General features: G+C 70.5%; 14 protein-coding genes. 7 read left to right on the forward strand and 7 right to left on the reverse strand.

Annotated elements, in window-relative coordinates; all coding sequences use genetic code 11:
* Positions 1 to 76: 76 nt before the first annotated feature.
* Together IF46_RS33960 and IF46_RS0124050 are read right to left on the reverse strand one after the other, a co-directional pair.
* The gene (locus IF46_RS33960; RefSeq protein WP_232234141.1) at positions 77 to 1,093 is read right to left on the reverse strand and encodes a glycoside hydrolase family protein; all 1,017 of its coding nucleotides are present in this window, start codon (positions 1,091 to 1,093) and stop codon (positions 77 to 79) included.
* 258 nt (positions 1,094 to 1,351) lie between these two features.
* Entirely contained in the window at positions 1,352 to 2,314 is a 963-nt protein-coding gene (locus tag IF46_RS0124050) for an AraC family transcriptional regulator (RefSeq protein WP_030490642.1), read from the reverse strand.
* A gap of 221 nt (positions 2,315 to 2,535) precedes the next feature.
* Here IF46_RS0124050 and IF46_RS0124055 point away from each other — a divergent pair, with 221 nt between their 5' ends.
* The 3 genes from IF46_RS0124055 (at position 2,536) to IF46_RS0124070 (ending at position 6,762) form a co-directional block, all read left to right on the forward strand.
* Positions 2,536 to 4,074: a flavin-containing monooxygenase gene (locus tag IF46_RS0124055; protein WP_051724124.1), complete on the forward strand. Its 1,539-nt coding sequence runs from the start codon at positions 2,536 to 2,538 to the stop codon at positions 4,072 to 4,074.
* Between the two features lie 439 nt (positions 4,075 to 4,513).
* Positions 4,514 to 5,710 (forward strand): low temperature requirement protein A, encoded by a 1,197-nt coding sequence (locus IF46_RS0124060; RefSeq protein ID WP_051724125.1) that lies wholly within the window; start codon positions 4,514 to 4,516, stop codon positions 5,708 to 5,710.
* 158 nt (positions 5,711 to 5,868) lie between these two features.
* Entirely contained in the window at positions 5,869 to 6,762 is an 894-nt protein-coding gene (locus tag IF46_RS0124070; RefSeq protein WP_030490645.1) for a hypothetical protein, read from the forward strand.
* A 166-nt stretch (positions 6,763 to 6,928) separates the two neighbouring features.
* On the opposite strand, the gene IF46_RS0124075 is transcribed toward IF46_RS0124070, so the two are convergent.
* Positions 6,929 to 8,032: an aldo/keto reductase gene (locus IF46_RS0124075; RefSeq protein WP_030490646.1), complete on the reverse strand. Its 1,104-nt coding sequence runs from the start codon at positions 8,030 to 8,032 to the stop codon at positions 6,929 to 6,931.
* 132 nt (positions 8,033 to 8,164) lie between these two features.
* Here IF46_RS0124075 and IF46_RS0124080 point away from each other — a divergent pair, with 132 nt between their 5' ends.
* Positions 8,165 to 8,770, forward strand: coding sequence for a TetR/AcrR family transcriptional regulator (locus IF46_RS0124080; RefSeq protein ID WP_030490647.1), 606 nt, complete (start codon positions 8,165 to 8,167; stop codon positions 8,768 to 8,770).
* A 44-nt stretch (positions 8,771 to 8,814) separates the two neighbouring features.
* Here IF46_RS0124080 and IF46_RS32775 read toward each other — a convergent pair whose 3' ends face one another.
* From IF46_RS32775 to IF46_RS0124100, 4 genes are all read right to left on the reverse strand, one after another.
* Positions 8,815 to 9,453, reverse strand: a complete 639-nt coding sequence (locus IF46_RS32775) for a DUF305 domain-containing protein (RefSeq protein ID WP_051724126.1) — start codon at positions 9,451 to 9,453, stop codon at positions 8,815 to 8,817.
* A 71-nt stretch (positions 9,454 to 9,524) separates the two neighbouring features.
* Positions 9,525 to 10,454, reverse strand: a complete 930-nt coding sequence (locus IF46_RS0124090) for a DUF1996 domain-containing protein (RefSeq protein WP_030490649.1) — start codon at positions 10,452 to 10,454, stop codon at positions 9,525 to 9,527.
* A 272-nt stretch (positions 10,455 to 10,726) separates the two neighbouring features.
* Positions 10,727 to 12,610, reverse strand: a complete 1,884-nt coding sequence (locus IF46_RS0124095; protein WP_030490650.1) for a Xaa-Pro dipeptidyl-peptidase — start codon at positions 12,608 to 12,610, stop codon at positions 10,727 to 10,729.
* 126 nt (positions 12,611 to 12,736) lie between these two features.
* Complete coding sequence (locus tag IF46_RS0124100; protein WP_030490651.1) at positions 12,737 to 13,273, reverse strand: helix-turn-helix domain-containing protein; 537 nt, start codon at positions 13,271 to 13,273, stop codon at positions 12,737 to 12,739.
* A gap of 293 nt (positions 13,274 to 13,566) precedes the next feature.
* Between IF46_RS0124100 and IF46_RS0124105 the strand changes: the two genes are divergently transcribed.
* The 3 genes from IF46_RS0124105 to IF46_RS0124115 are packed head-to-tail and all read left to right on the forward strand — an operon-like array spanning position 13,567 to position 17,163.
* Positions 13,567 to 15,171: an ABC transporter substrate-binding protein gene (locus tag IF46_RS0124105; protein WP_030490652.1), complete on the forward strand. Its 1,605-nt coding sequence runs from the start codon at positions 13,567 to 13,569 to the stop codon at positions 15,169 to 15,171.
* A 10-nt stretch (positions 15,172 to 15,181) separates the two neighbouring features.
* Positions 15,182 to 16,267: an ABC transporter permease gene (locus IF46_RS0124110; RefSeq protein WP_030490653.1), complete on the forward strand. Its 1,086-nt coding sequence runs from the start codon at positions 15,182 to 15,184 to the stop codon at positions 16,265 to 16,267.
* Positions 16,264 to 17,163, forward strand: coding sequence for an ABC transporter permease (locus tag IF46_RS0124115; protein WP_030490654.1), 900 nt, complete (start codon positions 16,264 to 16,266; stop codon positions 17,161 to 17,163). Before IF46_RS0124110 ends, IF46_RS0124115 begins: the two co-directional genes overlap by 4 nt.
* Position 17,164: the final 1 nt, after the last annotated feature.

Below are 17,164 nucleotides of genomic sequence, written 5' to 3' on the forward strand. Positions count from 1 at the left end.
ACGTTACGCACCTACCCGCCCTCTCGCCTGCGGATGCGCATCGTGGCGGGGTGGGACCACGTCGACCAGCCGTGGGTCAGCGCGCGGCCTGGTAGGCGCGGCCGACGGCGGTCGCCGTGCCACCGGCACTGAAGAGCCCGGTCTGGTCCCTGTCCGTGGCGGGCAGGCCGAACCACGCGTACCGCTGCAGCCAGGACAGGCCGCCCAGCATCCGGGTCGCTGCGGTGAGGAACGCGGCCTGCTGAGCCTGGGTGGGGAAGCGGACGCCGTTGGCGAAGTCGATCAGGGCGAACTCGGTGAGCCAGATCGGTAGCTGGTAGCGGTCGTGCACGGCTTGCAGATACGACTTGAGCTGGTTGACCGCGTTGGCGGTGGTGAAGTCGCCGCCGTACCAGTGCAGGGCGATGAAGTCGACGCGGTAGCCGCGCTGCTTCGCCCCGGCCATGAACCGGTCGAGCCACTCGCCCGGTCGGTCGCCGCCCCAGGCCACCGCCGGGCTGCCCAGCGGAAGGCCGGTGGCCTGCAACTGCGGCCACAGCTCCAACGCCTGCTCGACGGTCATCTCTGCCTGACCCTTCATGTCCGGCTCGTTGAACCCGAGCAGGTAGCGGCCGTTGGTCTTGGCCTGCTGCAGGTTGGTGGCGGTGACGCTCTTCGCCCCCCAGATCATCGGGACGAACTCGGTGCCCCTGGGGCTGGTGACGCCCCGGTGGGCCACGTCCCAGGTGTAGTACCAACTCGCCCCGGAGCTGGCCAGCGCCGGGTTGACGCCGTCGAAGGTCCAGACCCCGACACCCTTGCGCTTCGAGGTCACCGTCGGCACCACCGGGGTGACCGAACGCCCGGTCGTCGGCTTCACCGTCGGGGTCGGCGTGGCCGTCGGCGTGACCCCGGTCGGGCTCGTCGTGGCGGTGGGCGTGGTCGCGGTCGTGGTGGGTGCGCCGGGCTCCAGGCTCGAAGGTGGCGGCGCGTCGAGCGCCTGTGTCGCGGCGGGGGCGGGCGTCGGCCCGGTCGGTTGCACCACGACGATCACACCCGTCACCAGTACGGCGACGACGGCGGCCACCGCCAGCGGCCACAGCAGGCGCTTCACGCCGAGCGGTAGACGGCCGAGCAACCCGCGTCGAGGATCCGCGTGGACACCGCGTGCCCCCCTCACGGTGTCCGCTTCACCCTGGCCGGTTGCGCGCATCGTTTCGACTCCTTCACGTGGTCGCATCGCTACTCGATGCGGCGTTTGACGGAAGTCCCGCCAAGCGCCTCCCATCAGGAGACTCGCCAGCCGTACCCGAATAACATTTTCGTGGACATCGCCGCGCGGATGCGGCGACGGACGCGCACCGACCACCCGTCAGTGACGAAGTGTCGCCGACGGTGACGTGCCGAATCGCGCCCGGTAGTCGGTCGCGAACCGACCGAGGTGCATGAAGCCGTGTTGCAGGGCAACCGTCGTCACGGACGCCCCCGGCTCGGCCGAGCGGAGCGCGCGGTGGGCCGCGTCGAGGCGGCAGGCCCGCAGGTACGCGGTAGGGGTGGTCTGCAACTCACGGCGGAAGCAGTCCTGCAGCGTTCGTACGCTCACCCGCAGCGCCTCGGCGACGTCACCGACGGTCAGCGCCTCGCCGTGGTGCTCGGAGATCAGCGAGCAGGCCCGCCGGACGAGGCGCCCGGGCTGGGCGTGCTGGCTCGGCTGGGCGAGCAGGTGGGAGTGGCTGTGCTGGTGGGCCAGCAACAGCTTGCCGATGAGCGCCTGTTCGAAACGGGCGGTGACCTGGGGGTGGTCGAACAGGGACGCGTCCGCCGGCTGCGACAACTCGTCGGCGAGGAACGCCACCCCGCGTGCCCACGCCCGCGCCGTCGCCGTTGTCATGAGCATGCCGACGTCGAGGCGGACCGGATCGTCCACCGGGTGACCCAGGAGGCGGGAGAGTTCCTCCTCGACCGCGCGCCGGTCGGCGTAGAAGATTCGGTGTGGCGAACCCTCGGACCACTGCATGTCCGAGGAGTCGTACGGGGACAGGACCGAGGCGACGTCGGAGGTCGAGGTCACGGTCTGACCGGCATGCCGGACCACCGTGCTGCCGGCGCTGGGGATCTGGACGAGGTAGAAGGTCTCCAGCGCGGGCGGTTGGATGCGCACCGCCTGCCCGTAGTCGAGGTCGATGACACCCACCCCGCCCGCCCGGCGTGCCGCCATCCGCAGCTGCACGCTGCGCACGCCCGCCTGCGGGGTGAGCCGGTGTGGACAGAAGACCCGGCCCACCTCGGCGCGGGCCTGGTCGACGTCGTCCGTCCGGACCGTCACCGCATCCATCCGACACCTCCCGGGCGTCCCGTCGCGCTGACCGTACGGCGTGACCGGGTCGGACCAGGCCCGAAAGCCGCCGACCCGACAGGAAAAGGGTCCGGCTGCGTACTGCGGATAGCGCCCGCGTCGCGCGGATAGCGACCATCGCGGTCTGCTCGCTAGCGTGCGACCACCGCTGGCGGTCGGCGTTGGCGCGGTTCCCGGCAGGGCGTACTTCGGAGGAGACCATGAGGATTGCCGTCGTCGGCGCCGGATTCGGCGGTGTCAGCGCAGCGAAGGTGCTGCGGCAGAGCGGATTCGACGTCACCGTGTTCGAGCGGGCGCCCGACGTCGGTGGCGTGTGGAGTCGTACCCGGCGTTACCCCGGTCTGCACACCCAGAACGACAAGGGCACCTACCACCTCTCCGACCTGCCGATGCCCGCCCACTACCCGCAGTGGCCCTCGGGTGAGCAGGTCCAGCAGTACCTGGAGAGCTACGTGGAGAAGTTCGGGCTGGCCAGCTCCCTGCGCCTGTCCACCGAGGTCGCCTCCGCCGAACTCGTTCACGACGAGACCGGGTGGCTGGTCACGTCGCGGCCGGCGGGCGCCCAGGACCCGCTGACGGTCCAGCGGTACGACCACCTGATCGTCGCCAACGGCATCTTCTCCGACCCGCACGTCCCGTCCTACGCCGGGCAGGCGAGCTTCGTCGCCGCCGGAGGGCGCGTCCTGGCGACGGGGGAGTTCCACGACATCGAGGCGGCCCGAGGCAAGAACGTCCTCGTCGTCGGGTACGGCAAGTCGTCGTGCGACGTCGCGGTCCCGGTGAGCGAGGTCGCCGCCCAGACCCACGTCGTGGCACGCGAACTGCTCTGGAAGATGCCTCGGAAGCTCGGCGGTGCGCTCAACTACAAGTACCTGCTGCTCACCCGGATGGGTGAGGCGCTGTTCCGCTACCTCAACCTCAAGGGCTTCGAGCGGTTCCTGCACGGCCCGGGCAACGGTCTACGCCAGCGGATGGTCGACAGCGTCGGCTCGGTCGCCACCCGGCAGTTCAAACTGCGCGGGCTGGGTCTCGTCCCGAACGGCAGCTTCGAGGACATCGCCCGCAGTACGGTCAGCCTCGCCACCGAGGGCTTCTTCGAGCGCGTCACCGACGGACGCATCGCCGTGCACCGGGACCAGGTGATCACGGAGTTGCTGGCCGACGGTGGCCGGCCCGCCGCTCGCCTGGCCGACGGCACGGTGCTCGCCGCCGACCTGGTGATCTGTGGCACCGGCTTCCGCCAGCACGTGCCGTTCTTCGACGACGCGTTGCACGCCCGGCTCCAGGACGAGGCCGGCAACTTCATGCTCTACCGCCAGATCCTGCCGATCGGCGTGCCGCGGCTGACGTTCGCCGGCTACAACTCGTCGTTCTTCAGCCCACTGAGCGCGGAGATGGCGGCGGTCTGGACGGCCGCGTACCTGCGGGGCGGGATCACCCTGCCGCCCGAGGGCCGGATGCGCGACGAGGTGCGGGCCCGGCTGACCTGGATGACGGCGCGCACCAACGGACGGCACGCTCGGGGCACGAACATCATCCCGTTCTCGATGCACAACATCGACGAGGTGCTCGACGAACTCGGGCTCAACCTCGGCCCGCTGACCCGGGCCCGGCAGTGGCTGTTCCCCGTCGACCCAGGCTCGTACCGCAGGGTGACGGCAGCCATGATCCGGCGTACCGCCGTTGGGGGCGCGGCGGACCAGGTCGAACCGACCCGGCCCGCCCGCGCGACGCGGTGAGAGCGACAGGGCTACGGGCGGACGCACCCCGGTTGCCGGGGACGCTCGGGCGCTGCCTGGGCCGCTCCGACCGTCCACGCGCCACGGCCGGGCTCGCACCTGCCCGCCGGGTTGCGCCGCTTGGACCTCGCCACCATCGTCCTTCTCACCTCCCTCGGGGTGGTCCTTCACCCCGACGTCGTCCAGCAGATCCCATCTGACCAGCCCCGGACAAGGATCTTCACGCGTCCTGCACGGCGGACGCGGGTGTCTTCACGGCGTCGATACGCGCCAAGCGTCGGCGGCGTCGACCGGGTATCCGCTATACCCGCCAGGAACGTCATATAGGTAGATAAAATGGGCCTGTCATGGTGAGTCGGGGCGGACCGGCGAGAGGGCTCGGGTCGATGGCAGCGGGGCAGGTCACCGAGCACCGATACGAGGTCGCCGCGCTCCGTCCGTGCTGACGCGTACCGGGATTCGTGGGCTCGGGGACAGCAGGAGCCCACGCTCGGCGACCGTCCTGGAGCTGCTGTTCGACATCGTCTACGTCTTCGCGCTCGCCCGCCTCGCCGGGCGGGTCGCGGACGACCTGACCATCGTCCGGCACACGCTGCTGTCCGAGGCGGGCCAGACGGTCCTGTTCTTCACCGCGATGTGGATGATCTGGTCGCTAAACGCCCTGCTGGCCAGCACCTACGACCCTCAGCGCCCCGATCTCCAGGCCGTCCTGCTGGCGACGATGTTCGGCACGCTGGTGCTGGCCGTCACGTTGCCGGAGGCGTTCGGCAAGCGCGGTGTCGTGTTCGCCTGCACCTACGTGCTCATCCAGGTCGGCCGACCGCTCTTCCTGGTGGTCGCCCTGCGGGGTCATCCGGGTCACGCGTTCGCGATCCGGGTGCTTACCTGGCACGCGTCGTCCAGCGTGCTCTGGATCGGGGGCGGCATCAGCGGCGGCCTCGGTCGAGGCGTCTTCTGGACCCTCGCTCTCGCCATCGAGCTGGTCGGCGCCGCCAGCACCTACCCCCTTCCCCGAATGAGCGGGCGACAGCTGACCACGCTGGGGGTCTCTGTCTCGCAGGAGCATCTCGCCGAGCGGTACAACCAGTTCTTCATGATTGCTCTCGCCGAAGTGGTGCTCGAAGCCGGCGCTGCGGTCAGCTTCCCGGGTTTCACCCTGGAGGGGACCATCACCCTCGTCGCCGCGTTCCTGGCAACTGTCTCGTTCTGGCGGATCTACTTCTACCACGTCGCGTCCGGCCCTGCCTCGACCTCGAGCGGGGAGGGGATTCGGCTGTCGCAATGGGCGAGCTACAGCCTGCTGCTGATCGTCGGCGGCATCATCTGCACCGCTGTCGGCTTCGGGCAGGTCATCGAGGACCCGGACCCGCCGATCGACTGGGCGCTGGTGGCCATCATCTTCGGCGGCCCGGTGTTGTTCCTGATTGGGCGGAGCTTCCTGGAGCGCGAGAGTCACACCGCGCCGCGCTGTCGGGCGCTGTACTTCGGCGCGCTCGCTCTGGTCGTGGCGGCACCGGTGATGGTGCTGCTCCCGCCGGTCGCCGTGGCGGCCGCCGCAGGGGTGATCGTGGCTGGCATCGCCGTGCTCGACCAGCGAGCCCACCGGCGTGGGTCGCAGACCAACCCGACGCTCTGAAAACCTATTGCGGGCCGGTGACCGGTCCGCGTACGGTCGTCGGGCACGCCGTCGAGCTGGAAGGAGGTCAGAACAATGTCCGATGTTCTGCGCCCCCTCCGCGCTCCGGCGTCCGCGCGGATCTGACCCGGGGCGCTCGCTTCCCGGAGGACCCAGCCATGACTGATCTCGTCATTCGTCCGCTCGTCGCGGGCGAGGAAGACCTGTTCGACTCCATGCCCGATCCGCTGCCCCAACTGCGTCAGGTCGCGTACGCCGACGGGATCGCCGGTGGCGGCTACCGGCCCGAGAACACCTGGGTCGCCCTGCGCGCCGGTCGGGTGGTCGGTCGGGCCGCCTGGCTCCTCCCACCGGGTGCCGTCGGCGCCCCCTGGCTGGAGCGGTTCGATCTGGACGCCGAGCCGGAGGTGGGTGCCGAGCTGCTGCGCGCCGCCCACGAGGCGCTGGGTGGTCCCGGTCTGTACTACGCCGCACTGCCGGCGCACTGGCGGCGTCGACCCGAGGTGCTGGCCGTGGTGCGGGCGCCGATGGAAGCCGCCCGGCTCGCCGGGCTGGTCGAGCGGGGCGAGCGGCTCCGATGCTCCTGGACGGGCACACCCCTGCCGGCGTCCTCGGAACGGTACGACTTCCGTTCGCCCGTCGACGCGGCGGAGATCAACGCGCTGGTCGCCAGGATCGCCGAGCCGGACGTGCTGACCGGCGCGGAGACCGCGCGGTTGGTCGGCGGCGTCGACCTCGCCACCGATCCCCTGGCCTGGCTCGGCGACGCGGTGGCAGGGTGGCGCATCGCGGTGGAGGCCGGCGAGCCGGTCGGGCTGGTCGGCACGGCCGGAGACGCCTGCTACCCCCTGTTCGCCTATCTCGGCCTGCTCGACGAGGCCGCCCGGCCCGAGCTGGTGGCCGAGGCGGTCCGGGTGCTGGCAGCCGGTGGGGCCCGCGAGGTCATCGCCGACGTGGACGCCCACCGGGTGACGGTGCTGGCGGAGTTGGAGCGGACCGGCTTTCGGCAGTTGCGCTCCCGGGTCGCCTTCGCGCCGCCGAATGCGGAGTAGCTGACCGGGTGCGCCCGGTCAACCGGGCGCACCCCTCAGCCAGCGCCACCTTTGGCCAAGATCGCGCTCGATCCTGGCGGTAGTGGTCTCCGCGCGTTCGGACCCCACTGTTTCCATGATCGAGCGCGATCTTGCTCAGCGACGCGGTCTTGCTCGGCGCGAGGTCCTACTTCGAGGGCGAGGTGGCGCCGTTGAACACCGGCGGGGCGTAGCCGGCGGGCTTGTCGCCGATGCCGAGGCCGGGGCTCACCACCCAGGACTGGTACTGCGGGGTGAACATGGAGTACAGCAGCCCGACCTTCGGGGCGCTCGCCTCGTCGAGCCGGCGACGGGCATCGGCCGGGATCTCGAAGTCGAGCGCCTCGAAGTTGCTGGCGAGTTGTTCGGGGCTGCTCGCCCCGATGACCACCGAGGCGATGGCGGGCTGGGTCGCCGTCCAGTTGATCGCCACCTGGGCCATGCTGCGCCCGAGATCGGCGGCCACGCTCTCCAACGCCTCGATCACCTGCCAGTCGCCGGGGCTGATCTCCCGGCCCGCGGCGGCCGGGTTGGTCAATCGCCCGGTCCCGCTCACGCCGTCGCCGGTCCGTCGGTACTTGCCGCTGAGCAGACCCCCGCCGATCGGGCTCCACGCGGTGAGCCCCATGCCCAGCGACTGGGCCATCGTCACGAACTCCGCCTCGATGTCCCGGGTCACCAGGGAGTACGGCAGCTGCAGGTTGATCATCGGGGCCAGCCCGTGCGCCTCGGCGTAGCTCTGTGCCCGAGCCGCGTACCAGGCCGGTACGTCGGAGAGCCCGGCGTAGCGGATCTTGCCCGAGCGCACCAGGTCGTCGAAGGTGTGCACGACCTCCTCGACCGGGGTGATCCGGTCCCAGGTGTGCAGCAGGTACAGGTCGATGTAGTCGGTGCCGAGCCGGCGCAGCGACGCCTCCACCGCCCGCATGATGTGCTTGCGACCGTTGCCGCTGGCGTTCGGGTCGGACGGGTCGACGGTGTTGGTGGCCTTGCTGGTGAGCACGAGCCGTTCGCGGACGCCGGCCCGGTCGATCAGGCGGCCGAGGATCTTCTCGCTCTCCCCGGCGGTGTAGAAGTCCGCCGTGTCGATGAAGTTCCCGCCCGCCTCCAGGTACTGCCGGAAGATCGGCTCGGCCTCCTCCTCGGTCTTGCCGTACGCGGCGTGGAACCCGTCCACGCCGAAGTTCATGGTGCCCAGCGCCAGCCGGCTCACCCGCAGACCGGACCGCCCGAGCAGGTAGTAGTGGTTCATCGTGGTGCCCTCCCGATCGTGGTGCCGGCCCGCTGCGGACCGCGCGTCCCAGACCTTTGCTCGACAAATTTGGACCTGCAAGTCCAGAAACCGAGCTAGGGTTGGACCCGCAGGTCCAGAGCGGGAGGTGTCATGACACGGGCGTTGACCCGCAAGGGCGAGGCGACCCGGGCGCGGATCGTCGCCGGCGCGGCGGCCGAGATCCGTGAGCGCGGCGTCGACGAGGTACGCCTCGAGGATGTGATGGCCCACACCGGCACCAGCAAGGGTCAGCTCTTCCACTACTTCCCCGACGGGAAGGAGGAGTTGCTGCTCGCGGTCGCCGAGCACGAGGCCGATCAGGTGCTCATCGACCAGGAGCCGATGCTCAGCAACCTGACGTCCTGGCCGGCCTGGCTGGCGTGGCGCGACCGACTGATCGAGCGCTACCTCGCACAGGGTGTGAAATGCCCCCTCAACGGGCTGCTCGGCCAGACGGGCAGACGGGCGCCCGGCGCGCAGGCGATCGTGACCGGGCTCATGGTGCGCTGGCAGAAAGCGATCGCCGAGGGCATCCGGCACATGCAGTCGACCGACGACATCGCCTCGGACCTCGACGCCGACCGCGCTGCGGCGGCGTTGCTCGCCGGCATCCAGGGCGGTGTGCTGCTGCTGCTCTCCACCGGAAAGATCGACCACCTCGAAGCCGTCCTCGACCTCACCATCGACTCGCTACGCGCAGGTGCCCGAACGGCCTGAGGACCCCCAACCCCACCACCGCCCCGGTGATCAAGAGGTTCGCGTCACGACACGCCGGGCGGGATGACGTAGACCTCTTGATCACCGAGGGTGGGCCTGCGCGGGTGGGCGGCGGGTGTGAGCTCGTCCAGCCGGGTGAGGTCGGCGGTGCCGTTGCGGACCACGGCTGTCGCCAGCGCGACGGTGGTCGGCTGGGCGCCGCTCTGCCGCTCCGCGGCGGCGACCCGGACCGACTGCGCCAGGTACGCCCGCAGGTGCGCGGCGAGCAGCCGGTGAAACGGCTCCCCGGTAGCCGACCGCAGCGCGGTCATCTCCTGCGCGGTGACCATGCCTGGCATGTCGTGCCCCTCGTGCGGATTGGTCGTCGGGGCGGCGGCCTCGGCCAGTAGTCGGTGGGCGCGGTCCAGATCAGCGCGCTGGGTGGCCCCGATCTGGGCGGCGGTCCGCCGCCAGGCCGGGTCGGTGGTCCGCGCCGACACCAGATCGAGTACGGGCAGCAGGCGCTCGATCATGGCCACGGTCAGTTGCAGCCAGGCGACGTCGGTGGGGTTGAACGCCGTACCCGTGGGTGTCGGCGCGGTCGCGGGTGGTGTGGTGGTGCTGGCCGCGTCCCGTGGCCCAGCGCCGCAGCCGGCGACGAGTAGCACGGCGATGAGCAGGGTGGACGCCGTGAGCCGGCGCATCCAATCTCCCTTCCCACCCAGGGCGGCGGGCCCGGGTGACCGGACCCGCCGCCGCGGTGTGGACCTGTCGCTCAGATCGGACGACCGTCGTGACCGCACTTGATGACGGGACGGATGCAGTCCTGGACCCGACGGGCCAACTCCGCCACCGGCCAGGCGTTGAAGAAGTCGCCGTGCATCGTGTAGCCCGGCCCGGAGGCCAGCCGGAATCGTGACGGGTCGCCGGTGACCGGGTACCGCAGCACCTGCCGCAGCTTCGGCACGTGCACGGGGTGGGTGCTCGGGCAGGCCTGGTTCACCGGGTACGCCAGGTGGCTCTTGTGATCCGGCGAGTCGAGGTCACGGCCGTTCCAGCACTGCGGGAAGTCCAGGTACGACTCCAGCATCGTGCCCGACGGGCAGTTGACGAAGTCCTTCGACGGCGGCACGTGCCCGGCGTGCAGGCAGGACCAGCGGGCGATGCTGTCGTTCGGCCCGGTGGCCTTCGCGTTGCCGGCGACGAGGCGCAGCCCCAGCGGGAACGGTTGGGTGTTCGCGACGACGTCGGCGCGTACGCCCTCGCCGAGGTAGTAGAACGTGGCGATGGCCGGCTCCACCGCGACGTTGTCCCGGTAGAGAGTCGGCACCCAGTACGACGAGACGTCCACCCGCGGGTTGCAGGTGGTGGGCGAGTTGACCAGGTCGGGGAGGGTGGTGTTGGCGTTCGTCACGGTGCTGCCGAAGAAGCTGTGCATGTGCGAGGCCCCGGGCAGGCCGGGGAAGATGATCGGGTCGTCCGGCAGCCGGTGGCTGTAGGTGCAGTCGGCGGGGAACTCGGCGACCCGGATGACGTTGACGCCGAAGTCGGCGTCGGCTTGGCCGGCGGCGTTGGCGACCGGGGCGGCGTCGGCCCGGTCGGTGGCGGACACCAGGTACGTGCCGAGTAGCACCAGCAGAGCGCCGATCGCCGTGGCGAGGCGCAGTCGGCGGGGGATGCCGGAGAGGGGTGCGGCCCTGTCCATCTCATGACTCCTGTCGGGGGACGGGTCAGGGGGCAGCTCCGGCGCCGCCGCCGAAGACGTCGGAGATTGCCCCTGGCCAGACTGGTGGTGGCTGATTACGCCAGGTGCGAGAGAGCGCTCTCAGCGGCCTAAGCGTCACCCGGAAGTCGAAACTTGTCAATACGTGCCGCAGTTGGTGGAAAACGAGCACCGGGCCGGCATGATCAAGCACGATCGTGCGGGTGGGGCAGCCCGAACGCGTCGAACTGCCCCACCTCAAGCGCACGGACGGGTCAGAACCCGAGGACGCTCCGGCCGCCGACGACCGGCAGTCGCAGCTCGCTGTCGCTCGGCGCGACCCGCAGCTCGGTGCCGCCCAGCGGCAGCAGGGTGTACTCCTGGTCGCTGGAGAAGACCACCACGCCGATCCGGTGCCCCGCCGGGAAGATGTAGTCCTTCGGCTCCATGGTCCACTTGTAGTCGTACAGCTTGCCCTGCTTGACCGGCTCGGTGCGGGCGGCGCTCTTGCGGTTCTGCGGGTCCATCCAGCCTCGCGTCACCACGGTCGGCGCGGCGGTCGACCCGGCCGGGCCGTAGTCGACCAGGTACGCGGTGAGGTTCGCGTCCGGCTTGTTGTCGATCGCCATTCGCAGCCGCATCTCCGGGCGTCCGGAGATGCGCACGCTCTGCGTCAGCTCGGGGGAGCGGTAGGCGAGTCGGTTGGCGCTGGCGGTGTCCGGGTTGGACACCAGGGTGTCCGGGTGGATGGTCCGGCCCTGGTCGACGAAGCTCTGCTCGACCTTCGCCTTCGACGGCTTGCCCGTGGTGAGCGTGCCCGGCGCGCTGGCGTCGGTGGCCGCGAAGCGCAGGCCGACCTCCCGTGCGGCCGGGTCGGGCCAGTTGGCGTAGGTGGTGTAGGCGCGGTCCTCGCGCTGGAGCACCGCCGTCGGCTCGTCCATGATGCCGTTGCGCACGTTCCACAGCCAGAAGTCGAACCAGCGGTTCTCGGTCTGCTTGTACGTCCACGTCTGCCCGCTGGGCAGGGTCACCGACGCGCTGCTGCCCGGGCCGCCGTGCCCGCCCTGGTGCAGCCAGATCTTGCGCGGCACATCGCGCTTGGCGAGCTGGTCCCACCAGCCGGCGAAGTGCTCGGTCTTGACGTTCCAGTCGTTGAGGCCGTGTACGACGAAGACGCTGGCCTTGACGTCGTGGGCGTCGAGGTAGTCGCGGTCGCGCCAGAAGTTCGAGTAGTCGCCGGTGACCCGGTCCTGCTTCGCGGTGATCGTCGCGAGCTCGTCGACGCAGGACCCCTCGGCCCGTGCCTGCCCGGCGGTGAACTGGGCCAGGATGTCGAGGTCCTCGCCCTGGAACGTCCCCGGCGCGACTACCAGGCCGTTGGCCCGGTAGTAGTCGTACCAGCTGCTGATCGCGGAGACCGGCACGATGGTCTTGAGGCCCTTGACGCCGGTGGTGGCCACCTGGTTGGGCAGCGTCCCGTTGTAGGAGACGCCGGTCATGCCGACCGCGCCGGTGGTCCAGCCGGCGGTGATCGGGGCGCCGTTCGCGTCGTACCCCTTCGCCCGGCCGTTGAGCCAGTCGATGACCGCCTTGGTGCCCAGCGTCTCGGCCTGGTCGCCGCTGGTCGGGCAGCCGTCCGAGTCGCCGGTGCCGACGCTCTGGCCGAGCACCACCGCGTACCCCCGGGGCACGTAGTAGTCGTCGAGCGAGCCGGGCAGGTTGGCCTTCGCCTGGGCCCGCTGCGCGCCGACGTCGAGCGCGCGTTGCCCGGCGCGGTTGGTCAGCCCGTTCTGCGGTAGGTCGTCAACCAGGACGCTCGGGTACGGCACGTCATCCCAGGTGCCCTTGCGGTATGGGCTGTGCTCGAAGATGACCGGCACCTTGAAGCCCTGCGTGGCGGTCTCCCGGGGGCGGGAGATGTCGATCGCCACCCGGTCGAGTCGGCCGTCGTGGTCGGTGTCCACCGGGGTCTGGACGAACACCCGCTCCTCGATGGCGTCGGCGAGTGAGAAGACCGGTTGGGTCATGCCGTCGCTGACCACGATGCCGGTGGGCGTGGTTGCGGTGGGCGGGGCAGCCGTTGCTGTGGGGGCTGCGCTGAGCACCAGAGCGCCGGACACACCGATGCTCAGGAGTGCCAGATGACGGGGTCGACGCATGCGCGTCTCCCTTCGGTTGGGCTGGTTGCCGGGGGTCGGCAGGGGCCAATCTCGAAGATCCATTCGTCGACATGCTAGGACCGGGCCGGCGATCCGTCGATCCCCTCGGATGTCCACCGTGGTCGGTCAGGGGGTCGGCGGCGTCACCGCGATGATCAGGTGGGCGTGCTGGTCGCTGGCGTTGCGGTAGAGGTGCGCCAGGCGCGAGTCGAAGGTGACCGACTCGCCGGCGGTGAGGGCGTACGACTCACCGCCGATCTCGGCGACGACCTCGCCGGTGACGACGATCGCGCACTCGGTCGACGGGTGCGCCCACGGCTCCGCCGAGCTGGCGTCGCCGGGTGCGAGGTGGGCCTGGAGCACCTCCAGGTCGCCCCGGCCGGGGGTGAGTCGTTCGTAGCTGATCTGCCCGGGTGGCGCGGCCAGCCGGGTCCGGGCGCCGACGCGGCTGACGTGCACCGGCGGCGCCTCGGGCTCGGAGAACAGCTCCGCGATCGAGGTGTCGAAGACCTGGGCGAGCTTTCGCAGGGTAGACAGGCTGGGGTCGGTAGCGCCGTTCTCGATCTGGCTGAGCAGCGCGGGGGACACGTCGGCGGCTGTGGCGAGCTGACGCAGCGTGAGGGAGTGCTGCTGACGCAGGTCGCGGAGACGGTCACCGAGCATGTGTCCTCGTTCCAAAATACAGTGTGGCTGAATCTTGATTGACCAAACTATACGGCCATGTTTAGGATCACTAAACATCAGGCGGCAATGTTCGACCCAAGTGAACAAGCTGCATCGAGGCGCGAACCGGACGCCTGGCCGTCCGGTCTACATCCAACCCCGAGACGACGCCCCCGAGAAGCCCGCGACGCCGTCATTCCATCGGCCCGGCCGATGCGTGGTGTCGCCCGCCGGGCGTCGACGCCCCGCGGTTCCCGCTCGGCGGGCCGCGCGATAACGAAGGTAGGAACAGCATGTCGGTGTCCCCCCGCCGGCTCCTCGCCGGAGCGTCCGCTCTGGCGACGCTGGCCGTCCTCTCCGTCAGCGCCTGTAGCGCTGGCGGCAGCGGTGGAAACGCGAACGGTACGGCCAAGACCCTCACCGTGAACACCTCGTTCGTGCTCAAGACCCTCGACCCCGGCCGGGTCTACGAGGCGACCGGTCTGACCGCCGTGCACGCCCTCTACGACACCCTGCTCACCTTCAAGGGCTCGGATGTGAGCAAGCCGGTCCCCGCGCTGGCCGAGTCGTACCAGGCGTCGCCGGACGCCAAGACGTTCACCTTCAAGCTCCGGCAGGGCGTCACGTTCGCCGACGGCAGCCCGCTCACCGCCGACGACGTGGTCTTCTCGCTCAACCGCCTGAAGAACATCAAGGCCAGCCCCGCAGTGACCGTCAGCGGTCTGACCGTGACCAAGACCGACGACAGCACCGTCGTGGTCGCCTCGGCCACCCCCGATCCGAACATCCCGGTGGTGCTGTCGATGCCGTCGACCGCGGTGCTCAACTCCAAGGCCGCCAAGGAGCACGGCGCCCGCGACGGCGCGGACGCCGCCCAGGGCGACACCGCGCAGCAGTACCTGGACACCAACTCCCTCGGCAGCGGCCCGTACGTGCTGAAGTCCTACGACCCCTCGTCGCAGGTGGTGCTGGAGGCCAACCCGAAGTACTGGGGCACGAAGCCGCAGTTCTCCCGGGTGGTGCTGCGCAACATGGACGTGCAGACCCAGAAGCTGACCATGCAGCGTGCCGAGGCCGCCGAGATCTCCCTGGACATCTCCGGCAAGCTCCTCGACGGGCTGTCGGGCAGCCTGCAGACCTCCGGCGTGCAGGACACCGTCTACTTCCTCTTCCTCAACGCCGACCCGGGCGTCTCGGCGGTCACCTCGAACCCGAAGTTCAACCAGGCCCTGCGCGCCGCCATCGACTACCAGGGCATCGCCGCCCTGTACGGCAAGGGCGCCGCCCCCGGCGCCGGGCTGGTCGCGCCCGCCTTCCCCGGCGCGCTGCCGGCTGGCGAGGAGTCCAAGCGGGACGTGGCCAAGGCCAAGGCGCTGCTCGCCGAGGCCGGGCTGAGCAACCCCACGGTGAAGTTCACCTACCCGGCCATCACCTACAAGGGCGTGGACCTCGGCACGGTCGCCACCAAGGTGCAGGGTGACGCCGCCGAGGCCGGCATCAAGCTGGAGCTCAACCCGCAGCCACTGACCACCTTCCTCGACGAGATGCGCGGCGGGAAGTCACCCCTCGGGTTCACCCCGCAGAGCCTGAACTACCCGGTCGCCGACTCACTGATCAACAACATGGCACCCGGGCAGGCCACCGCCCTGCGCTCGGGTTGGTCGGTCGAGCGGGCCGATCCGGCGATCGTTGCCGCCGGCAAGAAGGTCACCGCGACCCTCGACCTGGCCGGCCGGGCCACCGCCATGCAGGAGTGGCAGCGGCTGATGAACGCGTCCTCGCCGTACCTCGTGCTGGCCAGCAACTCCTCCATCGTCGTGGCGACCACGGACCTGACCGGGGCGGACTACACCGCCGCCGGTTGGCAGGTGGACGTCGCCGCGGTCGGCCGTAAGTAGTCCCGACGACATGACGACAGTCCACGACGGTGAGCCGGGCGCGGTCGCCACGACCGCGTCCCGGCCCCGGGGTGCCCACCCGCTGTTGACCTTCCTGGCCAAGCGGGTGGCGGTCACCGCCGGTCTGCTGCTGGGCGTCACCGTGGTGACGTTCGGTCTGGTCAACGTGGTGCCCGGTGACCCGGTCACCGCGAACCTCTCCGACCAGGCGCTCAACGACCCCGCCGCGGTGGCCGCCTTCCGCGAGAAGTGGGGTCTGGACCAGCCGCTCTGGGCCCAGTACCTGCACTACCTGGGCAACCTGTTGCACGGCGACCTGGGCCACTCCCAGCAGACCGGCCGGGCCGTCCTGGACGACCTGCTGCACTACGTGCCGGCGACCCTGGAGCTGGCCCTGCCGAGCATGGTGCTGGCGCTGCTCATCGGCACCGGAATCGGCATGCTCGCGGCGGTCCGCAACGGCCGGCTCACCGACCAACTCGTCCGGGTCGGCGCCCTGCTGGGGCTCTCCACCCCGCCGTTCTGGCTGTCCCTCGTCGTGCTCTACGTCTTCTTCTACCAGCTCGGTCTGGCGCCCAGCGGCGGGCGACTCTCCACCGACTTCAGCCCGCCGCCCACCGTCACCGGCATGTACACCATCGACGCGGCGCTCGCCGGGCAGTGGGACGTCGCCTGGGACGCCGCCCAGCACCTGTCCCTGCCGGTGCTCGTGCTGACCTCGCTGACGGTGGCGATGCTGGTGCGCTTCGTCCGCTCCGCGATGCTCGAGGTGCTCCAGCAGGACTACATCCGGGCCGCGTACGCCAAGGGTCTACCGACCCGGGTGGTGCTGCGCCGGCACCTGCTGCGGGCCGGCCTCGTCCCGGTGGTCACCGTCTCCGGCCTGGCGTTCGCCTCGCTGCTCTCCGGGACGGTGCTTGTCGAGAGCATCTTCGGCTGGCCCGGCGTCGGCCAGTACGCCTACCGCAGCGCCACGGCGCTGGACCTGCCCGCGATCCTCGGCGTCAGCCTGTTCGTGGCACTTGTCTACACGCTCGTCAACCTGACGGTCGACCTGCTGTACGGGCTCATCGATCCGAGGATCCGGTTGTCATGACGACACTTGCAGACCCGAAGGCGGAGCGGGCGCTGGGTCGACGCCGCTGGCTCGGCCGACTGCGCGGCGGTGCGACCAGCCGGCCGGTCTGGCGGCAACCGATCACCGTGGTGGCTCTGACCATCCTCGGTGGATGGTTGCTGCTGGCGTTGCTCGCCGACGTCCTCGCACCGTTCGACCCGCTGGCGCAGAGCCCCGACGCGTACGCCCCACCGTCCGGGACGCACTGGTTCGGCACCGACTCGCTCGGCCGGGACATCCTCAGCCGGGTCGTCCACGGCGCCCGACTGTCCATCCCGTTGGCCCTGGCCATCGTCTCGCTCGCCCTGCTCGTCGGCGGGCTGCTCGGGTTGGTCGCCGGATACGTCGGCCGGTTCGTCGACGAGGCGCTGATGCGCCTGACCGACCTGGTGTTCGCGTTCCCGCAGATCATCCTGGCCATGGCGGTCACGGCGGCGTTCGGCCCGAACACCCGCAACGCCGTGCTTGCCCTGGTCATCGTCTCCTGGCCGGTCTACGCCCGGGTCATCCGCAGCGCCGTGTTGAGCATGCGTGGCGACGACTACCTCAACGCCGCCCGGCTGCTCGGCGTCGGGCCGATCCGCGCGTTGCGCCGCGACGTGCTGCCCAACAGCATCGGCCCGGCGATCGTGCTGGCCACCCTGGAGCTGGGCAACGCGGTGCTGCTGCTCGCCGCCCTGTCGTTCCTCGGCCTGGGCCCCCGCCCACCGGCCGCCGAGTGGGGCTCGATGGTGGCCCTCGGCGCGCAGGACCTGTCGATGTGGTGGGTCAGCGTCTTCCCCGGCCTCGCCATCCTGACCGTCGTCATGGCGTTCAACGTGCTCGGCGACGCGCTGCGCGACCGGCTCGACCCCCGCTACTCGAAGGGACGCTGAG

Origin of the sequence: Micromonospora chokoriensis, from assembly GCF_000718555.1 — a bacterium.
In the GTDB taxonomy this organism is placed as follows: Bacteria; Actinomycetota; Actinomycetes; order Mycobacteriales; family Micromonosporaceae; genus Micromonospora; species Micromonospora chokoriensis_B.